The sequence below is a fragment of the Permianibacter fluminis genome (assembly GCF_013179735.1).
GTDB lineage: Bacteria > Pseudomonadota > Gammaproteobacteria > Enterobacterales > Permianibacteraceae > Permianibacter > Permianibacter fluminis.
The window spans coordinates 743,247-768,169 of record NZ_JABMEG010000001.1; the positions used below are offsets into that span (position 1 = coordinate 743,247).

Sequence of the window (24,923 nt, forward strand, 5' to 3'; positions counted from 1 at the left end):
TTGCCAAACCGGAAAGACATCGCTTTCGGGTCAAAAGACGTGCAACGGCCGACCAAATTGTGTATATCTCTGCAGCCCGAAAACGGACAAAAGTTATACACAAATTCGACCAAAATGAGAGCCGTGAAAATGAGCAAGATCACAATATCTAGTGGTCCGAGAGCAAACCAACGCCAAGCGATAGTGAATTGGCCTGGTACGCCAACGCTAAGTGGCCGTTTTTCCTTGGTTTTTTCTTGACCCGAACAAAAGCCGCACAGTAGAATGCGCGCCCTTTTCCGACCCAGTGGCAGCCCGCCATTGCGTCTTGTTTGTGCAGGTGTGTCATGAAACGTACTTTCCAACCCAGCAACCTGAAGAAAAAGCGCGACCACGGTTTCCGTGCCCGCATGGCGACCAAGAACGGCCGTCTGGTGCTGAAGCGCCGCCGCGCCAAAGGCCGCAAGCGTCTGACGGTAGTCTAAGACTTTACGGTTTCCGTCCGTGCCGGTGGCGGGGTTTGCCTTTACCCGGGCGCTTCGCCTCACCGAGCCGGCGGCGTTCCAGCAGGTGTTTGCCGAGAATGAGCGTTTCCACGCGACCGGCCTGACACTGCTGGCACGACCGAGCCCGCTGGGCCATGCCCGGCTGGGTCTGGCGATAGCCAAAAAGCACGTCCGTCTTGCTTCCGACCGCAACGCCATCAAGCGGGCGGTACGCGAAGCCTTCCGGTTGGCGCAGCCAGCGCTGCCGGCCCGTGACGTGATCGTACTGGCCAAACCCGGTGTCGACCGGCTTGCGCCGCCAGAACTCCGCCGTCAGGTCCAACTGTTGTTGACCCGGCTGGCCCGTTCGCCCTCCGCTGCTCCCCCATCCGATCGCACTCAAGGCTGATCCTCACATGCTCGAATCGCAACGCGGTTTTCTGCTGCTGGCGTTTGCCGCTGTCAGCGCCCTGCTGTTCATCAACTGGAAAGATGACCAGAACGCCAAGCAACAGGCAGCGATGCGGCCGGCAACCGAGCTCAGCACGCCGGTGACAACGCCGGTGGCCGATTCGGGTCCCGATGTTGTTGCCAGTAGCGGTACCGATGTACCGACCGCACCGTCGATCAGCCCGACCGAGCCGGCCCCGGCAGCAACCGAAGCCGACCGCTATGTCGAACTGCGCACCGACGTCCTGCGGGTCGTGATTGACCGGGTCGGCGGCGATGTGGTCGAAGCCGACCTGCTGAAATACCGGAAAGAATTGAGCGCCGACAGCGACCCCATCCATCTGCTGCAGTACCGCGACAACCGTACCTATGTCGCTCAGAGTGGTTTGTCAGGCACCGGCGGTCCAGATAGCGATACGGGCCGGGCGACCTACAGCATCGAGCCGGGCGCGACCGTGCTGGCCGACGGTAACGAAGCACTCACTGTCAAACTCGACTGGACCAGCCCGGAAGGCCTGAGCGTCAGCAAGCGTTTTACGCTGGCCCGTGCCGAACACCTGATCAAGCTGGATGTCGACGTCAAGAATGGCACTGCCGCTCCATTTGCTGGCCGGCTTTTCACCCAGTTGAAGCGTGACCGCTTCGTCGAGGCCAAAGCCAACTCGATGGGACTTTCCGCCTACACCGGCGCCGCCTTCAACACGGCCGACAAGCGTTACGAGAAGTACAAGTTCGAAGCGATGGACGAAGCGCCGCTGAACATCGACACCACCGGCGGCTGGGTGTCCTATCTGCAACACTATTTCATCGCGGCCTGGGTGCCGGCCGACAAGACCGCCAACAACATCTATACCCGGGTCCGCGCCGACAAGCAGTCGATCATCGGTATCCAACAAGCGCCGGTCAGCATTGCCCCGGGCGAAAGCATGACCCTTTCGGCTTCGCTGTATCTTGGCCCGAAGATCCAGGACGATCTGGCCAAAGTTGCCCCCGGTCTCGACCTGACGGTCGACTATGGTTTCCTCTGGTGGATCGGCCAGCCGCTGTTTATCGCCTTGACCGCCATCCATGCCATTGTCGGCAACTGGGGCGTCGCCATCATTCTAGTGACCATGCTGGTCAAGCTGCTGCTCTATCCAGTCGCCAGCGCCCAGTACCGCAGCTTTGCCAAGATGCGGATGATGGCGCCGAAACTGGCGGCGCTGAAAGAGCGTTATGGCGACGACCGTCAGGCCTTTTCGCAGGCCATGATGGAGCTATATAAGAAGGAAAAGGTCAATCCGCTCGGCGGCTGCCTGCCACTGCTGATCACCATGCCGATTTTCATGGCGCTGTACTGGGTGCTGATGGAGTCGGTCGAGCTGCGCCACGCCGGCTTTATCCTGTGGATCAAAGACTTGTCGGTCATGGACCCGTACTACGTGCTGCCGATTCTGATGGGCATCTCGATGTGGGTCATGCAGAAGATGCAGCCGGCCAGCCCGACCATGGACCCGATGCAGCAGAAAATCATGCAGTACATGCCGGTCATCATGAGCGTGTTCTTCCTGTGGTTCCCGGCCGGTCTGGTGCTGTACTGGCTGGTCAACAACCTGCTGTCGATCGCCCAGCAAACCTATATCACCAAGAAGATCGAGCACGAACAGGCCCGCAAGAGCTGAGTTAGCCTCCGATCGAAGACTATCGGCCCCGCCCGCCCTGTTCCGCTAAGATGGACCGGGCGCCGGGGCCGAGTTGTTTCTGCCCGGCCTGAAACCCGCCGACCGCGAGTCGCCATGAAAGCCAGCACCGACACCATTGCAGCGATAGCCACCGCGGCCGGCCGTGCCGGGGTCGGCGTTGTCCGCGTTTCTGGCGCGCTGGTGCCGGCGATGGCCGAAGCCCTGCTCGGCAAGCTGCCGCCGGTCCGGCTGGCGACCCGGGCTCATTTTCGCGATGCCGACGGCAGCGCCATCGATGATGGTCTGGCGTTGTATTTTGCCGCGCCGAAATCCTTTACCGGCGAACCCGTGCTGGAACTGCAGGGCCACGGTGGTCCGGTGGTGCTGGACCGCTTGCTACGGCGCTGCCTCCAGCTCGGTGCCCGGGTTGCCCGGCCCGGCGAGTTTTCCGAACGCGCCTTTCTCAATGACAAACTCGATCTGGCCCAGGCCGAAGCCATCGCCGATCTGATCGACGCCAGTTCCGAAACTGCTGCGCGATTGGCGATGCGCTCGCTCAGCGGCGAATTTTCCGCGCGCGTGCACGCACTGGTCGAAGCCTTGATTCGGCTGCGCATTTATGTCGAAGCCGCGATCGATTTTCCGGAAGAGGAAATCGATTTTCTGTCCGACGGTAAAGTCGCCAGCGATGTTCAGCAATTGCAAACCGATCTGGCCGAATTGCTCAATGCCTCGCGTCAGGGTCAGGTGCTGCGCGAAGGCATCAAAGTGGTGATTGCCGGCAAACCGAACGCCGGCAAATCCTCATTGCTGAACGCGTTGTCCGGCCGCGACGCGGCCATCGTCACCGCGATTGCCGGCACCACTCGCGATGTGTTGCGGGAATTGATCACGGTTGATGGTCTGCCGATTCATTTAATCGACACCGCCGGTTTGCGCGACAGTGCCGATCCGGTCGAACAAATCGGCATCGAGCGCGCGCAGCGCGAAATGCGCGACGCCGATGCCTTGCTGTTGGTCGTCGACAGCAGCGACAGCCGGGAAACCGATCCGGAAAAACTATGGCCGCTCGCCTCACCGCTACCGGTCAGCCGCGACAAGATCACCGTGCTGCACAACAAAAGCGATCTCAGTGGCGAACGCGTTGGCATTCATCCCGAACATGGAGCACAGGTCATCGCGTTGTCCGCACAAACCGGTGCCGGCATGACGATGCTGCGTGAGCGCCTGAAACAACTGGCGGGTCTGACCGCACCGGCCGAAGGCCTGTTCATGGCGCGCCGTCGTCATCTTGATGCGCTCGAACAGGCGCAAGCATTGATCCAACATGGCGCGCAGCAACTACGGGATTTTCGTGCCGGCGAATTGCTGGCCGAAGATCTGCGCTTGGCGCAGCAGCAATTGAACAGTATCACCGGCGAATTCAGTGCCGACGATTTGCTCGGCCGCATTTTCAGTTCATTTTGCATCGGAAAATAAACCCGGTAGTTGACCGCACCACGGAGGGCACGATGACCATCAACCGAATCCTGTTGGTAGAAGATGATCCGGATCAGCTGCAGGCGCTGAAAATCATGATCGCGGCCCTGTTTCCGTCGGCGCAGATTCTGGCGGCGCCCGACGGCTACAATGCGCTCGCGATGGCGACGCCATTCCGGCCCGACGCCATCATTTCCGATGTCGGGCTGCCGCAAGCCAATGGCCTGAGTTTTCTGCACGCGCTGTTACCAACGTTGACGCCCCAGCCGAAAGTACTGGTGCTGACCGCGTTTGACCGGCAGCAATTGCAGCGGGTTGGACCACTGCCAGCGCAGGCGCAGTTTCTGCAGAAACCGATCACGCCGGAGCAGCTCAGCGCGGCCATCGCCGACTGGTTTTGATCGCCGTCAGCAGGTAAAAAACGGCAAGGCTGGCGTTGACCGTCGCAAAGTTTCAGGCTCGTCGCAGCGCCTGCTGCGGCAAGCCCGGTTTTGTCACAACAAGCGCTTTACAAGAACCAGCACGTTGCCAGAGCTGGTGCGTTACAAAAACAAGAAAGGTCGCCGAGTGGCAAAACGAATCCTGTTGGTCGAAGACGACCCGATCCACCAGTTGCTGTTGAGCGATATGGTGACCAGCCTGTTTCCCGATGCGCTGCTGCAAATCGTCCCCGACGGCTTCAATGCCCTGACCATGGCGCCGGAGTTTCAGCCGGATGCCATCATCACCGACGTCATGATGCCGCAGACCGACGGGCTCAGTTTTCTCCATGCGTTGTTGCCGCTGCTGACCAGCAATCCGCATGTGCTGGTGCTGACTTCCTACAGCCGCGTCCGCTTGCAGCGCTTCGGCAGCCTGCCGGATCAGGCGCAATTTCTGCAAAAGCCCGTCAGCTTCGAAGCGCTGAAACAGGCGACCGCCGACTGGTTTGCCGCATGAAAACCTTCATGCTGCTGCGGTATCAAGTCGTCGCCATCAACCCGGATTGGACGCGACCGTGAACGCTGGCGGCAAATCCGGTTTGCTGGCGGCGGCCGGCGCCATTTTGCTGTGGTCGTCCTTGGCGGCGCTGGTCAGTCAGTTGTCGGCGTTGCCGCCGTTGTTGTTGACCGGTTCCGCGCTGCTCATCGGAGCGCTGGTCAGTCTGCCGCACTGGCGGCAATGGCGAGTGCCGTGGCCGACCTTCCTGCTCGGCAGCAGCGCCCTGTTCGGCTATCACCTGTTGTTGTTTTTGGCGCTGCGCTGGGCGCCGCCGGTCAGCGCCAACCTGATCAATTATTTGTGGCCCCTGTTGATCGTGCTGTTGTCGCCGCTGTTTGATCGTCGGCTGCGGCTCGGCCGTTATTCGCTGCTGGCGGCCCTGCTCGGTTTTGCCGGCGCCGCCGTCGCCATCCTGAGCCGCCCCTCCGCGACCGGCACCGACGGCGCGCCGCTTGGCTATCTGTTGGCGCTATTGGCGGCCATCATCTGGGCCAGCTATTCGCAGTTGCTGCGCCGGTTGCCGCCGTTTTCCAGTTGGGCGGTCGGCGGTTTTGCCCTGGCTGCCGGGCTGGCGTCATTGTTGAGTCATGCCGTGCTGGAACCAGCGGCGGTGATCAGCAGCCACGATGCCGTCCGCCTGCTGACCTTGTTGCTGGTACTGGGTTTCGGACCGATGGGTCTGGCGTTTGTGCTCTGGGATCGGGCGATGAAACAGGCCGACCCGCGCCAGGTCGGGGTGCTGTCTTATGCGACGCCGGTGCTGTCGACGACCCTGCTGCTGCTGGTCACCGGCGAGCCGCTGACACTGGCCATCGCGATGGCGACCGCGCTGGTGGTCGCGGCGGCACTGCTCAGTCTGAAAGCCGGCTGAAAATCGCCGGTGCGGCGCGCGAACGCGTCGCCCGGCGGCGAAAAATATCACTTGGCCGCCGCGCAACAGCGCCGGCCGCCGCCTGCTAGAATCCGCCGCTCAGCTGCCGCTGCCGTACCTGCGTCAGCGCGCGCCAATCGCCATCATCAGGAGCAGTCAGGCAATGAAGAAATGGATTCCGGTTGCGGCCGCCGCCGCGGTGGTTGTTACCTTGAGCGCGAGCGCGTGGTATTGCGGGCTGCGCGCCGAACAGGCGCTGCAGCAACAGTTGGCCAGCATGCAGACCAACCCGGCAATCAAACTGGAATTGGCCAACTACGAGCGCGGACTGTTTCGCTCGCACGGTGCGCTGCGCATCCGCTTGCTTGGCGCCGACAGCGCGCTGACCGGTAGCGACAGTCCGGTGCTGTTCGAGCAGCCGTTCACCGTCGTGCATGGTCCGATTCTGTGGGACAGCGCGTTTGCGTTCCGGCCGGCGGCGTTCGGCGTCAAAACTCAGCTGCATGCCCAGCCGGAATGGCCGCAGGATTTCAAAACCATTCTGGCCGATGAGCGCGTGCGTTTGATCAGCCGCATCGGTTTTACCGGCGCGACCCACACGCAATTGCGGATCGCCGAAGGCGACTTGCAACTGTCGACCGGCACACTGGCGCTGCAACGCGGTGAGCTGCAAGTGGATTACGATCCGTCTGACAAGGCGATGGTTGCCGATCTGACCTGGCCCGGCCTGCATTTCAGCAACGAAACCGGCACGCTGGAAATGGCCGACATGGGTTTCCACTGGGCAGGCACGTATTACAGCCAGAATTTGCAGATTGGTTCCGGCGATTATCACCTCGGCAAAGTCAGCGCCAAGCAAGGCGAGATGGACGCATTCACCCTGACCCAATTGCAGCTGAGTGCCAAGCAAGGGCTCGATCCGAGCGGCGAACAAGTGAATAGCGCTGTAGACATGAAGCTGGCCGGCGTCAATTTCATCGGCCAGGAAATGGTCAAGGACGGCAGCATGCATCTGGAGATCAACAAGCTGTCGGTTTCGGCGCTGCAAAATCTCGACAAGCACAACGGCGCCAACATGACGCCGGAGCAACTGCAAAACATGTTCGGCGATCTGATGGCGCTGTTCCAGCACGGCGCCGAACTGAAAATCGAGCCGCTGACCGCGACCGTGCAAGGTCAGCCGCTGCAGCTGAACCTGCTGGCCAGAATGCCGGTTGCCGACGCCAACGCGCCGGTCAGTGATCCGAGCGCGCTGTTCCAGCAAACCGAAATCGATCTGAATCTCAAAGCAGCGCAGCCCTTGTTGGCAGCGTGGGCGCCTGCCGAGCTGATCGCCTTGATGGAGCAGTCCGGTCAGCAAGATGCGCTGGTCGTGAAAGTGCGCGCCGGCCAGATCACCGTCAATGGTTTGCCGTATGCGTCAGACAGCAGCACCGCTGACGACAGCGACGCGACCATGGATGACAGTGAAGAGTTGGCGGAAGACGAATCCAGTATTTGATTGGCAGCCATTTGCTGAAACCAGCTGACCGCGAGCTCCCGCGCGGTCAGCGCCAAGGTTTTGAATGACGGGCTGTTGCGGTAACCGTGGCAAGGAAGTACTCATGGCCAAACTGCTTTTCCGTATGCCGCGATTGTGCGGTTTGTTGCTTGCCGCGGTCGCGGCATTCGCGCTGCCGGTACAGGCCGATGATCTGGCCCAGCAGCTGTATGCAACGCACAAGAATTCGGTTTATCGCATCGAAGTCATCTCGCCCGGCACCGACAAGAAAAGTTCGCTTGGCACCGGCTTTGTCATGGCGCGCGGCGATGTGCTGGCCAGCAACTTTCATGTCGTCTCCGATGCCGTCCACGAACCCGAGCGCTATCGGCTGGAATGGCAAGGCGTCGACGGTTCGCGCGGACCGCTGGCGATCATCGCGGTCGATGTCATTCACGATCTGGCCTTGTTGAAAGCCGAGCAAAACCTCGGCACGCCACACCAAACTACTACGCTGCCGCAAAAAGGCACTGCGCTGTATTCGATGGGACATCCGCTCGGCCTCGATCTGGCCATCGTGCCCGGCAGCGCCAACGGCCTGCTGGAAAAGTCGCTGTACGACAAAATCCATTTCAGCGGCAACATCAATCCCGGCATGAGCGGCGGCCCGGCGCTTGATGGCCAGGGCCGGGTGGTCGGCATCAATGTCGCGACCGCCAGTGAAGGCGTTGGCTTTCTGGTGCCAGCGCATTTTCTCGATGCGCTGGTCCAGCGCGCCAGCGAGCGCGATTTTGCGGTCGATGCGGATCTGCAACAGCGGATTGGCGAGCAGCTGGTCGCCAATCAGGCCCAGCTGTTTGCCGATTTCCTGAATCACCCGTGGCCGAAGCAGCAGGTCGGCAAATTCAGCGTGCCGGGCGAAATTTCCTCACGGTTGGATTGCTGGGGCCGCACCGATCCGGCGACCGAGAAAAAACCGTATCTGGAAATCGAAACCAACTGCAGCGGTCAGGACGACGTGTTCCTGTCCCAGCGGCAAAATGCCGGCAATGTCGGTTACCAGTTTTTCTGGCTGGAATCCGACAAGCTCAGCCCGCGGGCGTTCTATCGCGAATACCAGAAGCGGCACAACAGCCAGTTCCAGTCCTACGCCGATGAAACCGATGTCGGCAACTTCAGCTGCAGCGTGCATTTTGTCGAAGTGTCGGGGCAATCATTCAAAGCCAATATTTGTGCCCGGCCTTACAAGCGCTATCCGGGCCTGACCGATTTCATGGTGCTGATGGCGATGACCGGCCACGATCGCGAAGGCTTGCTGTTCACGCTGGACTTGTCATCGGTGTCGCTCGATAACGGCATGAAGCTGTTGCAACACTTTCTGGAGCAGTTCCAATGGCAACCACGCTGATCCTCGAGATTGTCTCGCGCGGCCGTGGCCAGCCGCAGTACCGGCGCGTTCGCCACTTGCCCTACCGGATCGGTCGTGGTTACGACAATGATCTGATCCTGGCCGACGACACCGTGTCCGCTGATCACCTGCAACTGGAACAAGGCACCGATGGCGGTATTCGCGCCCGCAATCTGTCGCATGAAAATGGCAGCCGGCTCGGTCATCGCAAACTGGGTTTTGTTCCGGAAGATCTTTCGCTGCCGGCCACACTGCAACTCGGCCACACCCAGATCCGGGTGCTGAAGCCTGACACCGTCGTCGCGCCGGCGCGGCGACCGCAAGCAGTGCCCGGCTCGCTCGCGCTGGTCGAACGCTTACCGTTTGCCTTGGCGCTGCTGGCGCTGCTGTTCTTGAATGAAGTGCTGATGGCAGTCACCCACCAAGTCGAGCCGCTGACGTTGCGCGCCGTGCTGCTCAATCAGGCACCGGAAATGCTGGCGCCGCTGATGACCGCGGTGCTCACCGGTTTCATCAGCCGCTTACTGCTGCATCGCTGGCAGTTTGGTTTGCAATTGACCATCGCCTGCGTCGGTTTCATTGCCGGCCAACTGGCCATCGAGTTGTTGCAACGGGTCAGCTATTTCTACAGCAGCAATGAAGCCGCCGCCGTGCTCAACTTGATGCTTGGCGCCACCGTATTCACCGCGCTGTTTGCCTGGCAACTGCGCGCCTTCAGCAACCTGACCCGCGAACGCTCCATCGTCACCGCCATCGCCATCGCCTGGCCACTGCTGGCGCTGTTCTGGGTGCAAGGCATCGTCCGCACGCCGGACTTCCGCGCCCAGCCGGCATTGCATTTGCAATTGCAGGCGCAGGACGTGCGGCAGGATGACACCTTGTCGCTGCCGGGTTTTCTCGAGACGGTATCGACCGAGCTCAGCGACGCCAACCAAATGGACGTCAGCAACAACGGAAAATGATCGATCGGTGCCATCCAGCGCGCCGCGCTTTCAACGCGCGTGACCGCGCGACCGAGCAAGTAACCTGTGACGCAGAGGGTCGCTTGGTGGCATTGCGACACATCGCACCATCGCCGGAAAATTTTCCTGGTCCAGGTCGGACGACCTGCTAGGCAGTGGCATTCTTCTATGGCTAAATGACCGCCATTTCCCGAAACCACAAGGTAGTGGATCGATCATGCGCTGGTCGTCGTTGTTCTCGCCCTTTCTCCTCATTTTCCAAGCCATTGTCTGGTTGCTTCAATTTTGCTGGCTCACGCTGTCGCGGATTGCGGCGGCGCTGTTTGGCAGCGTCAGCTGGCAGCGGCCGGCCTGGTTCGCGCCGGCAGCTGATGCCATCAGCGACGCCTGGTTTTGGTGCAGAAGCCGGCCCCGGCAAATGGCCTTGGCAGTGGGCTTGTTTGCGGCAGTCTTTATCGGCGGCTGGCAACTCTGGGACTGGTACCAACATCGACCGAAGCCGGTGACCATCGGTTACCAGGTGGACGCGCCGTATCTGACCTACTTCGCTGACGAGCAATGGCACATCGATGATGTGCTGATCAATTTTGACGATTCGGTCGCGCCGCTGGAGCAGATCGACAAGACGGTCAGTCAAGGTCTCACGTTGTCACCAAAAGTCGACGGAGAATGGCGCTGGGTAACGGACCGGCAGCTGCGCTTTGTGCCGAAAGCGGACTGGCCCATCGACCAGGAATATGAAATTCAATTCGCCAAAACCGGCTTGTTGGCTGCCAATGTCTTGCTCAGCGAGTATGAGACGCACTTTCATACCAAGCCGTTCCGCGCAGAATTGCAAAACAGCGAGTTCTATCAGGACCCGGTCGACCCGCAACTGAAGAAAATGGTTGCTACATTCAGCTTCAGTCATCCGGTTGATACGACGTCGTTTGAAAAGCGACTGGAGCTGAAGCTGGCGGATGGACTCAAATTCCTGAATAGCAATCAGCCCGAGCTTACCGTCACTTATGACAAAGAGAAGCTGCATGCTTATGTGCATACAGCTGCACTGTCCATACCACGGGAAGACTTGGCACTCCGGTTGCTGCTTGCAAAAGGGGTCGCTGCAGAGCGCGGTGGCAACGCGACGGAAGATCCGCTCGAAACGCGCGTGATGGTGCCCGGACGCGGGTCGTTGCGATTCAACAATTTTGACATGGCGATTGTCGACAACGAGCGCTTTGAACCGATACAGCTATTGAATTTTGCCAGCTCGGCACCGGTTGCCGAAAATGCGCTGACCGGCAAAATCAAGGCTTGGTTGTTGCCGGAGTTTCCTGACAACTACAACGGCAATCGCAACAGTCCTTATCGCTGGAGTCAAAGCGAAGTCACTGAGGCTATTCTAAAAAAATCGCAAACATTGCCACTGAGCTATCAGACTGGCGAGCTCGAACATAACGAACAACATGGCATGACCTTTTCAGCACCGGTGGGCCGGATGGTGTACGTGCTCGTTCCGGAAGGGGTACAGGCTTTTGGTGGCTATGAAGCGATCAAGCCAACCGCCCATCTGTTCCAGGTGGAGCGCTATCCGACGGTGCTGAAGCTGATGTCGGAAGGCTCGTTACTGACAGCCGCGGGCGCTAAAAAAATCGCCTATGTCTCACGAGGCCTGGGTGCAGTTCGCTATGAAATTGGCCGGTTGTTGCCGAATCAGCTGCATCACATGATTGCCGAACACCACAATGATTACGCCCGGCCCTATATCGAAGATTATCGCTTTGATCGGCTGGTGGAACGGTTTGCAGACGTTCAGCCGGTACCGGGTAACGACCCGACCAAGGCGCATATTCAGAGCATCGATCTCGACAAATACCTCTACACCAAAGAGGGTCGCAAGCGCGGCATTTTCGTGCTGCGTATTCGGCAGGCCGAAAAAGGTGAAGACCCCAATCGGGAAACTTATGAAGGCGGCGGCGATGGCCGCTTGATCGTCGTTACCGATCTGGGTGTTGTGGCGAAACGGGTGATGAACGGCAATTACGAGTTGTTCGTCATGTCGATAGCTACCGGTCGACCGGTGGAAGGTGCCCGCGTCGATTTGGTTGGGACCAATGGTCAGCCGGTGGTCAGTGACACCACCGACAGCAGCGGTCATGCCAGTATTGCCATGCAGGAACGTTGGCGCCGGGAGAAGACGCCGCTGATGTTTGTGGTCACCAAAGAGGACGACACGTCATTCCTGCCGCTCAATCGCTACGATCGCCAACTGGATTTTTCCCGCTTTGATATCGGAGGCATCGAGAACGCGTCGTCCGGCCAGCAGTTGTCCGCTTATGCCTTCACCGACCGCAATCTTTATCGACCGGGAGAAACGGCGCACCTGATGTACGTGGTACGAACCGCAGATTGGCAGGGAGATCTGACCGGCATGCCGGTGGAGATCGATGTCATAGACCCGCGTGGCTTGCTGGTCCAGCGCAGCCGCATGGCACTGTCGCGCGCTGGATTCGAGGGCCTCGATTTCGTCTCTCGTGACAGCTCTCTGACCGGCGAATATCAGTTCAATATTTCTTTGATACGCGACCAGAATCGTCGCGATCGTATTGGTGGTGCCAACTTCACGTTGCGGGAATTTGAACCGGACCGGCTGAAAGTGCACGCCACCTTGGCGCCGCAATCGGTTGATGGTTGGTTGAAGCCCGAGCAGGTGCAGGCGGCAGTTCAGGTCATGCATTTGTTTGGCAATCCTGCCGGTGGCGCCCGTGTTGATGCCGAATTGACGCTTAGCGGGGGCATCAGCAGTTTCAGCAAATATCCGGACTACGAATTTCGTGATCCGGCCAAGCCACTGCAAGCGCCGGTGACAGAAACACTGACTTCGGCCACCACCGACGACAAGGGCGAAGCAAGTTTTGATCTGAATCTGAAACGTTTCGACAAAGCCAGTTATCGTCTGCATCTGCTGACACGGGCGTTTGAGCCGGGTTCGGGCCGCAGCGTCAATGCTCAGGCCAGTGTGCTGGTGTCATCGGCTTCCTATTTGGTTGGAGTGAAAGCCGATGGTGCGCTGAACTACATCAGTCGTGGCAGCGAGCGCAATTCGCATTGGTTGGCCATTGACCAGAGTTTGCAAGCCACCGCTGCCAGTGAGCTGGTTCTGGAATGGGTTGAGCGGCGTTATGTCTCGGTGCTGGCCAAGCAGGACAACGGCACCTACCGCTACGTTTCACGGCTGAAGGAAACCATCCGCGACAGCAAACCGAGCAAGCTTGGCAAAGAGGGCTTGAAGCTCGCGTTGGCAACGGATCAGCCGGGCGATTTCAGTTATGTGCTGCGCAACGGTGCCGGTGAAACGGTCGCCCGACTCGACTATTCGGTCAGTGGCGCCGCCAATCTGAGTCGCTCGCTGGAGCGCAATGCCGAACTGCAGCTGTCATTGAACAAGACCGAATACGAGCCGGGCGAAACGATTGAACTCAATATTCGGGCGCCCTATACCGGTGCCGGTCTGATCACCATTGAGCGCGACAAGGTGTTGGCACATCAATGGTTCCAGGCCAGTACCAGCAGTTCCGTGCAGCGCATTACGGTGCCGAAAGATCTCGAAGGCACCGCCTATCTCAACGTCCAGTTTGTCCGCGACATGGCGTCCGATGAGGTCTATACCAGCCCGCTCTCCTACGGTGTCGTGCCCTTCACGGTCAATTTGGCCGCACGTCGGCAAACGGCGAACCTGACGGTGCCGAAGCGGGTCAAGCCGGGTGAAACGATCACGTTTCAGTTGGCGACGGGTGAGCCGGCGCGGGCTGCGGTGATCGCGGTCGATGAAGGTATTTTGCAAGTCGCCAAGTTCCAGACCCCTGATCCGCTTGGTTTCTTCTTCCAGAAGCGCCGGCTACAGGTTCAGACCAGTCAGATTCTGGATTTGATCCTGCCGGAGTTTGAGCGTCTGATGCAGGCGGCAGCGGCCGGTGGTGACGCCGAAGAGCTGTTGCGCCAGCAGCTCAATCCGTTCAAAAAGAAACGCCAGCCGCCGGTTGCCTGGTGGTCCGGGGTTCGCGATGTTGCTGCGGGTGACAACAGCTTTGATTACACGGTCCCGGATTCCTTCAACGGCAAGCTGAGGGTTTATACCGTTATCGCGACGGCCAGCAAGGTGGCGGTTTATGAGGATGGAACCGAAGTTCAAGGCGACCTGATCCTGAATCCGAACGTGCCGATGGCCGCTGCACCTGGCGATGAGCTGGTCGTTACGCTCGGCGTATACAACAACCTGAAAGGAAAAGGTCAGCAAGCGATCAAGGTGCGTGCGGTTACCGACAAGGGCCTCAGCGTACTGGGCGAAGCCAACGTCACGCTCAACATCGGTGAAGGTCAGGAGCAAGTGGCGGAATACCGGGTCAAGCTGACCGAAACACTCGGCTCGGCGGCGATCCGGTTTGAAGCGGAGTCGGGAGACGCACGCGCGAAAATCACCGACAGCATCAGCGTGCGACCGGCCACTCCGTACCGCACGGTACTCCGGACCGGCAGTTTTGATGATGACAAGGCCAGCGTGGCCGTAACGCGCGATCTGTTCAGTGAGTTCCGTGACGTCAATGCCGGCTTGGCGCCCTCGCCGCTCATCTGGGCTCAGGGTCTGCGCGCTTACCTTGCCGGCTATCCGTATTCCTGTACCGAACAAATTACCAGCCAGGCCATTCCGGCGCTGATCCTGAAGCGTTATCCGGAGCTGGGTGAAATCAGCGGCGGCGGTGATATCGATTCGGCATTGCGGACCCTGCGTTCACGGCAGAACGATGCCGGTGGTTTTGGCATGTGGGCGGCCAACCCCGTGGTTGATGAGTACGCCAGTCTGCATGTCAGTCAGTTCCTGATCGAAGCCAAGGACCGGGGTGAAGAGGTGCCGGACGACATGCTGCGCAATGCCATGTCGTTTGTGCAGCATCTCAGCGGCAAGACCAGCAGTGGTCTCTATGGTGCGCGGCAACGTGCATACGGCATTTACTTGTTGGCCCGCCAAGGGATTAATCCGGCCGCGCAAATCAGCGCACTCAAATCGGATCTGAATGAACGCTACAAGGACCAATGGCCGCATGACCTGACTGCGGCTTACCTCGCTGCGTCGTACCGGTTGCTGAAACAGGATGAGCTGGCCTGGCGACTGATGAAAGAGGTGCCATGGCAAACCACCAGCGAATGGAAGGCGGGTGATACCGTTTACTATGATCCGTTGGTTCACGACGCGGTGCATTTGCATTTGCTGGCACGACACTTTCCGGAACGGCTGAATACCGTACCGGACAATCTTGGCGATGCCTTGGGCAAGCAGTTGACCGATCAGCGTTTCCATTCGCTGTCTGCCGGTCTGCTGCTGCTGGCGCTGGATCAGTATCATGTCGCCAGTACGGCCCAGATCGGTGTGCTATCGATGGCGGAGATCGACAAGGCCGGCAAGAGCAAGGTGTTGCCCCTGAAGAGCGGTTCGTTGGCGCGTGTGCTGATCGCTCCGGAAGCGAAGTCATTGCAGCTCAATCGCAGCGGCAAAGGTCGCGCATTCTATGTCTTGGCGGAAACCGGGTTTGATCGGGTCAGTCCCGAGCCCATCAGCAAAGGCCTCGAAGTGCAGCGCGACTTTGTCGACGCCAACGACAAAATACTGACCAGCGTGAAAGTTGGCGACGAATTCTTTGTCCGGTTGCGGCTGCGTGGGACCGCGTACGACGAGTCGCCACAAATCGCCTTTGTTGATTTGCTGCCGGGTGGTCTGGAGCCGGTGCCGGTGGTTCGGGCATCGCAAGCACAGCAAACGTATGGTTGTGCCGACGAGAGTTGCGATGAGGCTGCAGATCAGGACAATGGCTATGAAGGTGACTATGAGGGTGATGGCGACAGTGACTATTCCGACAGTGTCTGGGAGTCTCCGCTAGGTGTGACGGCCGATCGCGGTTGGCGCCTGCAATACGCGGATGTTCGTGACGACCGGGTAGTGCTGTACGGCAACCTGAGTGGTCGCGACGTCATCACCATGAAGTATCGGGTTCGGGCGGTGAATCCTGGAACCTTCCAGGTGCCGGCGCCGTATGCCGAGGGCATGTATGACCGCGCGATGTATGCAATCGGCAAGGTCAGCAAGCTTGAGATTGTAAAACCGTGATCCACTCACTCGATACGGCCAGCGACTCCAATCGCTGGCCGTATCGAATTTCGCGTCCGTGTCGACCGTGATCCTTAAACTTCCGCAACGACCACGCTCGATCCGTGATCTGATCTGGCGGGCATCTGGCTGGTTGCTACTGCTGCTGCTGGTACTGATCGCACTGCGACTCTATCCCAAGCCATCGCTGGCCAGTTTTGCCCCACAATCCAAGACTATCCTGGCGGCAGATGGCTCGCTGTTGCGACTGACCCTGGCCAGCGATCAGCAATTTCGGTTGTGGACAGCACGGGAGCAAATCGCGCCGATCTTTGTCGAGGCGATGTTGCTGCAAGAGGACCAATGGTTTTATTGGCATCCCGGCGTGAATCCCATCAGCCTGTTGCGCGGTGCCTGGTCGACCTATCTCAGCGATGTCCGTCAGGGTGGCTCGACGTTGACGATGCAGTTGGCGCGATTGCTCTATCGGTTGGATACCAAGTCACCGCTTGGCAAGCTCAAACAGAGCGCATTGGCCATCTGGCTGGAGGCGCGCTATTCCAAAAAAGAGTTGCTGGAGGCCTACCTCAACTACGCACCGTTCGGTGGCAACATTCAGGGCATTGGCGCCGCCAGTTTGATTTACTTCAACAAGCAGCCGGCGGAATTGACCATTGCCGAAGCGATGACCTTGGCAGTGATTCCCCAGCAGCCCAATCTGCGACCGGCGCGCGGTCAGTCGCTGGTCGGTGCGCGCGATCGCTTGCTGGCGCGCTGGCGACATCAACATCCAGAAAACAGGCAAAGTCTGCCAGACAGCGACTTTGACATACTTGGCCGCGACCGCCAGAAACTGCCATTTCTTGCGCCGCATCTGGTTGAGCAATTGCTGCCGCAAGCAGCGCCCGGCGAACGCCTTCTCAGCACACTGGATTTGCCACTGCAACGCCTGTTGGAACGGCAGATCCGAAGCCACCTGGCCCAGCAACGCAGTCGTGGCATCCGCAATGCTGTCGCCATGCTGGTCGATTGGCGGGACCAAAGTGTGAAAGCCATGGTTGGCTCAGCTGACTACTTTGACGATGACATCGCCGGTCAGGTAAACGGCGCGCTGGCCAAGCGCTCACCTGGTTCGACACTGAAGCCATTCATCTATGCGCTGGCGCTGGATCAGGGCGTCATACATCCGCTGTCCATGCTCAAAGATGCGCCCACCGCGTTCGGTCCATTCACGCCGGAAAATTTCGATGGTCGTTTTGCCGGACCGCTGTCGGCGCGCGATGCGCTCAACCGCAGTCGAAACATTCCGGCGGTATGGCTCGCGACCCAAATCAAGCAACCTGACTTGTATGAACTGCTGCGAGCAGCTGGCGTTTCGGCGTTGCAGCCGCGTTCGCACTATGGGCTGGCGCTGGTGCTCGGTGGTGGTGAAGTCACCATGGAAGAATTGGCCCAGCTCTATGTGATGCTGGCCAATGGCGGCGAGTTGAAGCCGCTACGCTATCGGCGTGACGCCGGCATCGCTCCGGGTACGCGCTTGATTTCGCCGGAGGCGAGTTGGTTGACACTGGATATGATGAGTGCCAATACCCGTCCGGATGCGGCAGCAAAAAAAAATGCCCGGCAATGGTTTACAGCGTGGAAGACCGGCACGTCGTGGGGCTTTCGTGATGCCTGGACTGCTGGCGTCGTTGGACCGTACGTGTTGGTGGTATGGCTGGGCAACTTCGATGGCGAAGGCAATCCCGCGCTGGTCGGCATAGAAACTGCTGCACCGCTGTGGTTACGGATTGCGGATGCACTACCGCTGCTCAGCAATCAGCCAGAACCAGTGCGGCCACTGCCACCTGCATTGACCAAGGTCGATATCTGTTCGGCATCCGGTGATTTGCCGAATCGCTGGTGCCCGAAAATTGAATCCGGTTGGTTCATTCCCGGAAAGTCACCGATTCGCGTCAGCAACTTGCATCGGCCGGTATGGATTGATCCGCGCACCGGCAAAGCGATCTGTCCACCTTATGGCGCCAATGCCAAAGAAGAGGTGTTCGAATTCTGGCCCTCTGATCTGGCGCATCTGTTCCGCCAGGCAGGACTGCCCCGACGACCGCCGCCAACCCCTGCGGATTGTCATGGCGACCTGCCCATTGCTGCCAATGACATGCCACGCATTACCTCGCCTTACATCGGTTTGCGTTACACCTTGCGGCAATCGCACCCGGAAGAAATGCTGGCACTCAATGCGGCTACGGCAGCGGACGCAAAAACCGTGTTCTGGTTTATCAACAATGATTTTGTTGGCCGCAGCAACCCCGGCACCGCGCTCGGCTGGCGCCCGACGGCGACCGGCCATTATCAAATCACCGCGACTGACGACCGAGGCCGAAGCAGCAGTCGGGCGATTGATGCCGACTTGGTGCCGTGACTGAATTTGTGCCGACAAAAACAAACCCGCCAATCGGCGGGTTTGTTTTTCAGGCGTCTGAACCGCAACAACGGCCCAGCTTATTTGCGCCGCAGTTTGCGCACACCGGCCAGCAGCAGCAAGGCGCCGACAGCGAAACTACCGCCACCGCCTCCACCACCGCCACCGTTACCGTTACCGCCAGAACTCGACGCGCTGACGGTGATGCTGTCCGTTACCACCTTGGCGATGCCGCGGCTATCAGTCACCGTCAACGACACGGTGTAGGTACCGGCGCTCGCGTAGGTGTGGCTGGCTGCTAGGGTGGTTGCGCTGCTGCTGTCACCAAAGCTCCAAAGATAGGTCAGCGCACCGACACCACCGCCGGCGGTACCGGTAAAGTTGACCGCCAGCTTGTCGATACTGCGGCTGATGCCGGCCGTCAGTTCGGCGGCGGCCGGATCGGCGTTCAGCACGATGCGGGCACTGCTGCTGTCAGCGGCTTGTTCAGTAACGGTCATCACGAGCTTGTGTTCCGGCAGGACCAGACCCGATTGCGGTGAGCCAGCGCTGCTGTAGTCGTAGCGATCATCGAAACCGAAGATAGCGGCCAGATTGTTGTCACCCGATTTCACCATCTGGTTCATCCGGCGGAACGCAGCGTCGCGGATCTGGGTGCTGGTATCGGCGTTTGCACTGCCAGATTTGACCAACGTTTGGTCGGCATCGACAACGCCGAGGAAGCCATGGCCCGGATGCCGGCTGACATTGTTGTCGCCGTAGTTCGGATCGGCATACCACATCACGACACCGTGGTCGTAGCCCTCATCTTTGAGGCCGGCATCAAGATCACGATGGCTGCGCAGTTGGACGTAATAATTTGGCTGGGCGCCTTCATAGTTGGCACCAACGCGAGCAAAACCATCGAACGTGATCGCGCCGTTTACCGCCTCTGCGTCGGCGGTGAAAGCGGTGCTGCCGCCACCCGTAACCAGCAGATCATCGATGGCGATACCGAAATCGCCGGCCGACTGGTCGGTGACGTACTCGACGGTGACGATGACGGTCTGGCCCTTGTAGGCAGCCAGCGGGAAAACCTGCTGCTGCCAGGCAGAGCTGTGATCGCCCGTCAGGTAATACTGAATGCCGCTGTGCTCCGGGTTTACCGTATTGACGGTATCAGTACCGGCGATAGCGGAGCCGTTGATCAGCACACGGGCATAGTCGTAATCGGGTTCGATATTCCACTTGGCGTAAAACGCCAGCTGCGCATCATTGCTGTTCGGCACGGTGACCGAGAATGACATGCTGTTATCAAGCATGTCGCCTTTGCCGGAATGAAACTGGAATGCGCCAGCATGTGGTGCAAACAACGTCTGCTGCGGTCCCGGCAGCATGATTTTAACCTGGTTCACACTACTGCTGTGGTTGATGGCATCGACCAGATCAATGCTGCTGAGACTGCTTTGCAGAGTGCTCAAATCAAGTACGGTCTGATTGATCCAGTTGCCGCCATAGGTTTCTTGAAAATAATCGCGAGCGTAGGGACTGAATCCGCTCGGTTTCGACCCAGGCAGTCCGCCAGCCCAACTGCCGCCAGACATAATGGACCAGAACCCAATTGGCTCGCCAAAGTTGTCGATATCGGTATTCGGGTCGGTTTCATATTCGTCCGGCAAACCGAGATCGTGGCCGAATTCGTGCGCGACAACGCCGGTTGCAGCATCGATCGGTTGAATGGTGTAGCCATACATCTTGTACGCGCCGCTGGTACCGGTAATGGTTACCGGCGCATCAGCGACATAGTAGCGATGGGACCAGATTGCATCGTCATCCAGCACGCCGCCACCGGCCTCTTCGCCGACGCTGGAATGGAATACCTGGATGTGATCGATGATGCCATCCGGCTCATCCAGAATACCGTTATCGTTAAGGTCGTACTGATCCTCAACGTCGTAATCGGCCAGATTGATGCTGTTGGCAGCGACGGCTTTGTTGACAGCTTCCATCACCAGCTGCTGGGCATGGGCGTCATCATTACTGGGGCCGACATTCCCGCCATAGTATGCGGCATTGTTATCGGCAGTCACCCAGCCAAACACGTCACCGGTATAGAGCAGCGAATCACCCGATTCACTTTTGTAATACTGATGTGCTGTCTGCAGCGTCTGACCACTTGGGCCGGCGTAACCGGTGGTGGAGAACATCAGGTTGCGGTAGTGTGCGACATTGTAGTCGGCATAAAACATGTCAGTATCAGTGCGACTCAGGCCGTTGTTGTTGTAACGGCGATCCGGAAAATCGATCAGCACCGCCAGCACCTTGACCGTCTTCTCGCCGGCCAGCTTTTGCTTGCTGTTAACGTTTGTGTTGCGTTTGGCGATGGGGGCCGGCAACAGGTCGGCATGCTTACTGGCCATGGCGATATATTTCTGCAGCAGTTGCTGCTTCTGTTCGGCGCTGGCATTGGCTGGCAGTTCGCCGCGCTTCTCTGCCCAATACAGGATGCGATCTTTGTTTACCAGCGCCGGATCTTTCGGCGTGGTGTTGTGGTGCAGCGGCTTTGCGGCGACGGTGCCAGTGGCCAGTGTCATGGCGCTGGCGACAGCCAGTGCCAACAGCGAAGGCTTGTTCAGTTTCATGAGGTTCACTTCTTCTCTTTGCAGTTCAGATAGGTTTGGTTTTTCTGGCGAATGTATTCGCGAATGACTTGTTCTTTTTGTTCCCGGCTCATCTCGGCCGTGATCAGGCCGTCTTTGCGCAGCATCGGCTCCAGCGCCCAGATATCGCGGACCGGTGGTGGCGCGCTGCATTTGATGGCTGGTGTCGTTGGCGTGCCAGATTTTGGCGGTGTGGCTAGCGAGTCCGTCGCGGCTGGTTCGGCGGCGCATGCCATCAGGCTGCTGGCAAGCAGGGCCGGAAGCAAGGCACGGACAAGCGGCGTACGGGGTAACACGTCGGACAACGAGGTCATGGAGCCCTCCTCGGGTGTTAATTGAGCGCTGGAGCCTATCACCGACCTTACGGCCATTCCGTCTCGGTTTGTAGCCTTGCCAACGCTTCGATACATATTTGTACAGGCTTGCGCCTGCCGATGGGCCTGATCTCAACGCAGTTTGTCCCCTCGGCGCTGTGCGGAATTCGACAAGTGAGCGATCCGGCTGCCCATTTTTTGACCAGCGCCCGGTCCGCCGGTACAATGCGCGCCCCGTTCTGGTCCTTGCCGCTAAACCCATGATTTTTCCGCAGGAATTTGCCGTTATCGTCGTCGGTGGTGGCCATGCCGGCACCGAAGCCGCCTTGGCTGCGGCCCGGATGGGCGTGCCGACGCTGTTGCTGAGCCATAGCATCGAGACGCTGGGTGCGATGAGCTGCAACCCGGCCATCGGCGGCATCGGCAAGGGCCATCTGGTCAAGGAAATCGATGCCCTTGGCGGCATCATGGCGCGTGGCGCCGATCGCGCCGGCATCCAGTTCCGGACCCTGAATGCCTCGAAAGGCCCCGCCGTGCGGGCGACCCGCGCCCAGGCCGACCGCCTGCTATATAAGGCGTTCATCCGCACGACGCTGGAAAACCAGCCGAACCTGTGGCTGTTCCAGCAGCCGGTTGAGGACCTGTTGCTGGACGGTGATCAGGTCACTGGTGTCGTGACCAAGATGGGTCTGACCTTCAAAGCCCGTCAGGTTGTGCTGACGGTCGGTACCTTCCTGCAGGGGCTGATTCACATCGGCGAACAGAATTATGCCGGCGGTCGCGCCGGCGATGCGCCGTCGATTGGTCTGGCCAACCGACTGCGCGAGCTGCCGTTTCGTTATGGCCGGTTGAAAACCGGCACGCCGCCGCGCATCGATGGCCGCTCGATCAATTACGCCGGTCTGCAAGAGCAGCCGGGCGACAACCCGACCCCGGTGTTTTCCTTCCTCGGCTCACGGGCTGACCAGCCGCCCCAGATCAGCTGCTGGATTACCCACACCACCGAAAAAACTGCGGACGTGATCCGCAAGAACTTGCACCGCTCGCCGATGTACAGCGGCAAGATCGAAGGCATCGGGCCGCGTTATTGTCCGAGCATCGAAGACAAGATTGTCCGTTTTGCCGACAAGGAAACGCACCAGATCTTTATCGAGCCGGAAGGCCTGACCACCAACGAGGTCTACCCAAACGGTATCTCGACTTCGCTGCCGTTTGATGTGCAAATGGAAATCGTCCATTCGATCACCGGTTTCGAAAACGCCTACATCCTGCGGCCCGGCTATGCCATCGAATACGATTACTTCGACCCGCGCGAACTGAAGACCACGCTGGAAACCAAGCACGTGTCGGGGCTTTTTTTTGCCGGCCAGATCAACGGCACCACCGGTTATGAAGAAGCGGCCGCACAAGGTTTGCTGGCCGGTGTCAACGCGGCGCTGCGCGCGCAAGAGAAGGCGGCGTGGGCGCCGCGCCGTGACGAAGCCTATATTGGCGTGTTGGTTGACGATCTCACCACCAACGGCACCCAAGAGCCGTACCGCATGTTCACTTCGCGTGCCGAGTATCGCTTGCTGTTGCGTGAAGACAACGCTGATCTGCGGCTGACCGAAAAAGGCCGCGAGCTGGGACTGATTCCGGATGCGCACTGGGATGCCTATTGCCGCAAGCGCGATGCGATCAGCGCCGAGCATGACCGGCTGCACCGCACGTTTGTCCAGCCGAATTCCGAACAAGCCGCGCATCTGAATCAGCATTTCGAAAAGCCGTTGACCCGGGAATACCGGCTGGAAGAGCTGTTGCGCCGGCCGGAACTCGATTACGCCAGGTTGACCGCAGCGCCGGATCTGGCGGTGGCAGGGATGGACCCGCTGGTCGCCGAGCAAGTGGAAATCCAGGTCAAATACGCCGGTTATATCAGTCGGCAAGCGGAAGAAATCGAAAGCGCCCAGCGCTACGAAAACACCAAGCTGCCACTGACCCTGGATTACAGCACCGTAACCGGTCTTTCGGCGGAAGTGATGCAGAAGCTGAATCGCATCAAACCGGAAACGGTTGGCCAGGCCTCGCGCATTGCCGGCATCACGCCGGCAGCGATTTCGCTGCTTCTGGTGCATCTGAAAAAAGGCAATTTGCTGAAGGCATCGGCCTGATGGCTTACGGCTGACGAGTAAAACAAAAGGGCCGCGTTTGCGGCCCTTTTGTTTTGTCTCAAGTTTGTCAAAGCGTTTGCCAAGTCGATTGGCAATGCGTTTTGCAAATAATCAGACGATTCATTGCTCGGTCGGAAATTCCTTTTTCAGCCAATCCTCGAGCAAGCCCTTGTCATGCTCCAGCGCATCACGGCCGATGTTGCCGCTCTCCATCATGAAACCCAGATTGCGCAAATCGCGATTGCCTTCCTTGAGCACGCTGCCATCGGCACCGAACAACTGAAAGTGCAGCTTCATCCGCGGCGGATACATATCCTTGACGATGCGGATGTCTTGCATCGCCGGGGCGTTCCAGGGTTCGAAAGCGCCAGCCAGATCGATGTCATTGATGGCGATCTCCAGTCGCTGACCGGCCGGTAGTTGTCGGGTCGCGCGCTTCTCCAGCCACTTCTTCAACTCGCTGAGATTGGCGTTCTTCTCCGGCGCGGTTTTGAATTGCCGCTCCTTGACGTCAGTGAATTTTTCCGGCGCCTGAAAAACCACCTTGACCGGCCCGGCACTGCTGTCGGTTTCGGCAACGGCCGCTGCGGCAAAGGCACTGAGCAAGCCGGCGGTAATAACAACGCGTGAACGGGATTTCATGACGAGACCTCCGGTTTCCAGACCAGACCAACACAAGGTCAACACAACGCCTATACATCAGGGCCGACACAACGGGGCGAATACAATAGGGTGAATACAACAGGCCAACCATACGCCTAAGCCTTAGTCCTGTAACGATCAGGACGGTTCCTGTTGGTTGGTCGTACCGCAGTGGCGCAAAACAGCCCTCGGCAAACCCTGACTCAGGCTGGCACATTGCCCTGCCCTGCTGGACAATGCGCGCTGCCCTGACAACTTGTTGCCGAACATGACGGTCGACCAAAAACTGCATCAGGCCTTGAGCCTCTGGTCCTTGCCGAGCACGGCCGCCGCGCCGCTGCAGCATTTGCTCAATGAATTGCTGAAGTGGAACAGCGCCTTCAACCTGACCGCGATTCGTGATCCGGATGAAGCCTTGACGCTGCACATCCTCGATTCGTTGACGTTGCTGCCCTACGTCACCGGACCACGGCTGCTGGATGTCGGCACCGGTCCCGGTTTTCCGGCGCTGCCGCTGGCGATTCTGCGGCCGGATGTGCAGATCACCGCGCTCGATTCCAACGGCAAGAAAATCCGTTTCATCCGGCAGATGGCGCATGAGCTGAAGCTCGACAATATCGAGCCGGTACAAGCGCGGGTCGAACAGCATCAGGGCCAGTATCAACAGATCACCAGCCGGGCCTTTGCCGAGCTCAAGCTGTTTCTCGACCTGACCGGACACCTGCTGGCGCCCGGCGGCGAGTGGCTGGCGATGAAAAGCCAGAGCGCTGCCGCGGAAATCGCCCAGTTGCCGGCTGGGCTGCAGGCCGAAGTGCTGCCGCTGCAGGTGCCGGGCCTGCAAGCCGAGCGCTGCCTTGTCCGCGTTCGTCGTTAAATCGC

17 protein-coding genes are annotated in these 24,923 nt (G+C 59.2%); 14 read left to right on the forward strand and 3 right to left on the reverse strand.

The annotated features are described in order from the left end of the window. The first annotated feature begins 326 nt into the window (after window positions 1–326). From rpmH to pbpC, 12 genes are all read left to right on the forward strand, one after another. Window positions 327–464 carry a 50S ribosomal protein L34 gene (gene rpmH, locus HPT27_RS03245; protein ID WP_133593613.1) on the forward strand — a complete coding sequence of 46 codons (138 nt, stop codon included), beginning with the start codon at window positions 327–329 and terminating at the stop codon, window positions 462–464. Window positions 465–483: 19 nt separating this feature from the next. Continuing rightward, entirely contained in the window at window positions 484–873 is a 390-nt protein-coding gene (gene rnpA, locus HPT27_RS03250; RefSeq protein WP_211197833.1) for a ribonuclease P protein component, read from the forward strand. 7 nt (window positions 874–880) lie between these two features. Further along, entirely contained in the window at window positions 881–2,575 is a 1,695-nt protein-coding gene (gene yidC / locus HPT27_RS03255) for a membrane protein insertase YidC (protein WP_172238883.1), read from the forward strand. Window positions 2,576–2,689: 114 nt separating this feature from the next. Continuing rightward, a complete protein-coding gene (gene mnmE / locus HPT27_RS03260; RefSeq protein WP_172238886.1) occupies window positions 2,690–4,054 on the forward strand; it encodes a tRNA uridine-5-carboxymethylaminomethyl(34) synthesis GTPase MnmE in 1,365 nt (454 codons plus the stop codon). Window positions 4,055–4,086: 32 nt separating this feature from the next. Continuing rightward, the gene (locus HPT27_RS03265) at window positions 4,087–4,455 is read left to right on the forward strand and encodes a response regulator (protein WP_172238889.1); all 369 of its coding nucleotides are present in this window, start codon (window positions 4,087–4,089) and stop codon (window positions 4,453–4,455) included. A 166-nt stretch (window positions 4,456–4,621) separates the two neighbouring features. After that, entirely contained in the window at window positions 4,622–4,993 is a 372-nt protein-coding gene (locus HPT27_RS03270) for a response regulator (RefSeq protein WP_172238892.1), read from the forward strand. 58 nt (window positions 4,994–5,051) lie between these two features. Continuing rightward, complete coding sequence (locus HPT27_RS03275; RefSeq protein WP_172238895.1) at window positions 5,052–5,906, forward strand: EamA family transporter; 855 nt, start codon at window positions 5,052–5,054, stop codon at window positions 5,904–5,906. Window positions 5,907–6,069: 163 nt separating this feature from the next. Next, on the forward strand, window positions 6,070–7,407 hold the full coding sequence (locus HPT27_RS03280) for a DUF945 family protein (protein WP_172238898.1): 1,338 nt from the start codon (window positions 6,070–6,072) through the stop codon (window positions 7,405–7,407). Window positions 7,408–7,510: 103 nt separating this feature from the next. After that, the gene (locus tag HPT27_RS03285; protein ID WP_172238901.1) at window positions 7,511–8,794 is read left to right on the forward strand and encodes a S1 family peptidase; all 1,284 of its coding nucleotides are present in this window, start codon (window positions 7,511–7,513) and stop codon (window positions 8,792–8,794) included. Beyond that, a complete protein-coding gene (locus HPT27_RS03290) occupies window positions 8,779–9,756 on the forward strand; it encodes an FHA domain-containing protein (RefSeq protein WP_172238904.1) in 978 nt (325 codons plus the stop codon). Before HPT27_RS03285 ends, HPT27_RS03290 begins: the two co-directional genes overlap by 16 nt. 217 nt (window positions 9,757–9,973) lie before the next feature. Next, window positions 9,974–15,898 carry an alpha-2-macroglobulin gene (locus tag HPT27_RS03295; RefSeq protein ID WP_172238906.1) on the forward strand — a complete coding sequence of 1,975 codons (5,925 nt, stop codon included), beginning with the start codon at window positions 9,974–9,976 and terminating at the stop codon, window positions 15,896–15,898. A 100-nt stretch (window positions 15,899–15,998) separates the two neighbouring features. Further along, entirely contained in the window at window positions 15,999–18,299 is a 2,301-nt protein-coding gene (gene pbpC, locus HPT27_RS03300; protein ID WP_407951132.1) for a penicillin-binding protein 1C, read from the forward strand. Between the two features lie 80 nt (window positions 18,300–18,379). Here the strand turns inward: pbpC and HPT27_RS03305 are convergent, their stop codons facing one another. Together HPT27_RS03305 and HPT27_RS03310 are read right to left on the reverse strand one after the other, a co-directional pair. Beyond that, complete coding sequence (locus HPT27_RS03305) at window positions 18,380–20,920, reverse strand: immune inhibitor A domain-containing protein (protein ID WP_172238909.1); 2,541 nt, start codon at window positions 20,918–20,920, stop codon at window positions 18,380–18,382. A 5-nt stretch (window positions 20,921–20,925) separates the two neighbouring features. Further along, window positions 20,926–21,252: a hypothetical protein gene (locus tag HPT27_RS03310; protein ID WP_172238912.1), complete on the reverse strand. Its 327-nt coding sequence runs from the start codon at window positions 21,250–21,252 to the stop codon at window positions 20,926–20,928. A 260-nt stretch (window positions 21,253–21,512) separates the two neighbouring features. On the opposite strand from HPT27_RS03310, the gene mnmG reads away from it, so the two are divergent. Next, the gene (gene mnmG, locus HPT27_RS03315) at window positions 21,513–23,402 is read left to right on the forward strand and encodes a tRNA uridine-5-carboxymethylaminomethyl(34) synthesis enzyme MnmG (RefSeq protein WP_172238915.1); all 1,890 of its coding nucleotides are present in this window, start codon (window positions 21,513–21,515) and stop codon (window positions 23,400–23,402) included. Between the two features lie 120 nt (window positions 23,403–23,522). On the opposite strand, the gene HPT27_RS03320 is transcribed toward mnmG, so the two are convergent. Next, the gene (locus tag HPT27_RS03320) at window positions 23,523–24,044 is read right to left on the reverse strand and encodes a DUF3016 domain-containing protein (RefSeq protein ID WP_172238918.1); all 522 of its coding nucleotides are present in this window, start codon (window positions 24,042–24,044) and stop codon (window positions 23,523–23,525) included. A gap of 268 nt (window positions 24,045–24,312) precedes the next feature. Here HPT27_RS03320 and rsmG point away from each other — a divergent pair, with 268 nt between their 5' ends. Further along, a complete protein-coding gene (gene rsmG / locus HPT27_RS03325) occupies window positions 24,313–24,918 on the forward strand; it encodes a 16S rRNA (guanine(527)-N(7))-methyltransferase RsmG (protein ID WP_172238921.1) in 606 nt (201 codons plus the stop codon). Window positions 24,919–24,923: the final 5 nt, after the last annotated feature.

Coding starts and splice junctions, on each gene's coding strand:
- rpmH (WP_133593613.1), top strand. CDS start 327: ATGAAACGTACTTTCCAACCCAGCAACCTGAAGAAAAAGCGCGACCAC.
- yidC (WP_172238883.1), top strand. CDS start 881: ATGCTCGAATCGCAACGCGGTTTTCTGCTGCTGGCGTTTGCCGCTGTC.
- mnmE (WP_172238886.1), top strand. CDS start 2,690: ATGAAAGCCAGCACCGACACCATTGCAGCGATAGCCACCGCGGCCGGC.
- HPT27_RS03265 (WP_172238889.1), top strand. CDS start 4,087: ATGACCATCAACCGAATCCTGTTGGTAGAAGATGATCCGGATCAGCTG.
- HPT27_RS03280 (WP_172238898.1), top strand. CDS start 6,070: ATGAAGAAATGGATTCCGGTTGCGGCCGCCGCCGCGGTGGTTGTTACC.
- HPT27_RS03285 (WP_172238901.1), top strand. CDS start 7,511: ATGGCCAAACTGCTTTTCCGTATGCCGCGATTGTGCGGTTTGTTGCTT.
- HPT27_RS03290 (WP_172238904.1), top strand. CDS start 8,779: ATGGCAACCACGCTGATCCTCGAGATTGTCTCGCGCGGCCGTGGCCAG.
- HPT27_RS03295 (WP_172238906.1), top strand. CDS start 9,974: ATGCGCTGGTCGTCGTTGTTCTCGCCCTTTCTCCTCATTTTCCAAGCC.
- HPT27_RS03305 (WP_172238909.1), bottom strand. CDS start 20,920: ATGAAACTGAACAAGCCTTCGCTGTTGGCACTGGCTGTCGCCAGCGCC.
- HPT27_RS03310 (WP_172238912.1), bottom strand. CDS start 21,252: ATGACCTCGTTGTCCGACGTGTTACCCCGTACGCCGCTTGTCCGTGCC.
- mnmG (WP_172238915.1), top strand. CDS start 21,513: ATGATTTTTCCGCAGGAATTTGCCGTTATCGTCGTCGGTGGTGGCCAT.
- HPT27_RS03320 (WP_172238918.1), bottom strand. CDS start 24,044: ATGAAATCCCGTTCACGCGTTGTTATTACCGCCGGCTTGCTCAGTGCC.
- rsmG (WP_172238921.1), top strand. CDS start 24,313: ATGACGGTCGACCAAAAACTGCATCAGGCCTTGAGCCTCTGGTCCTTG.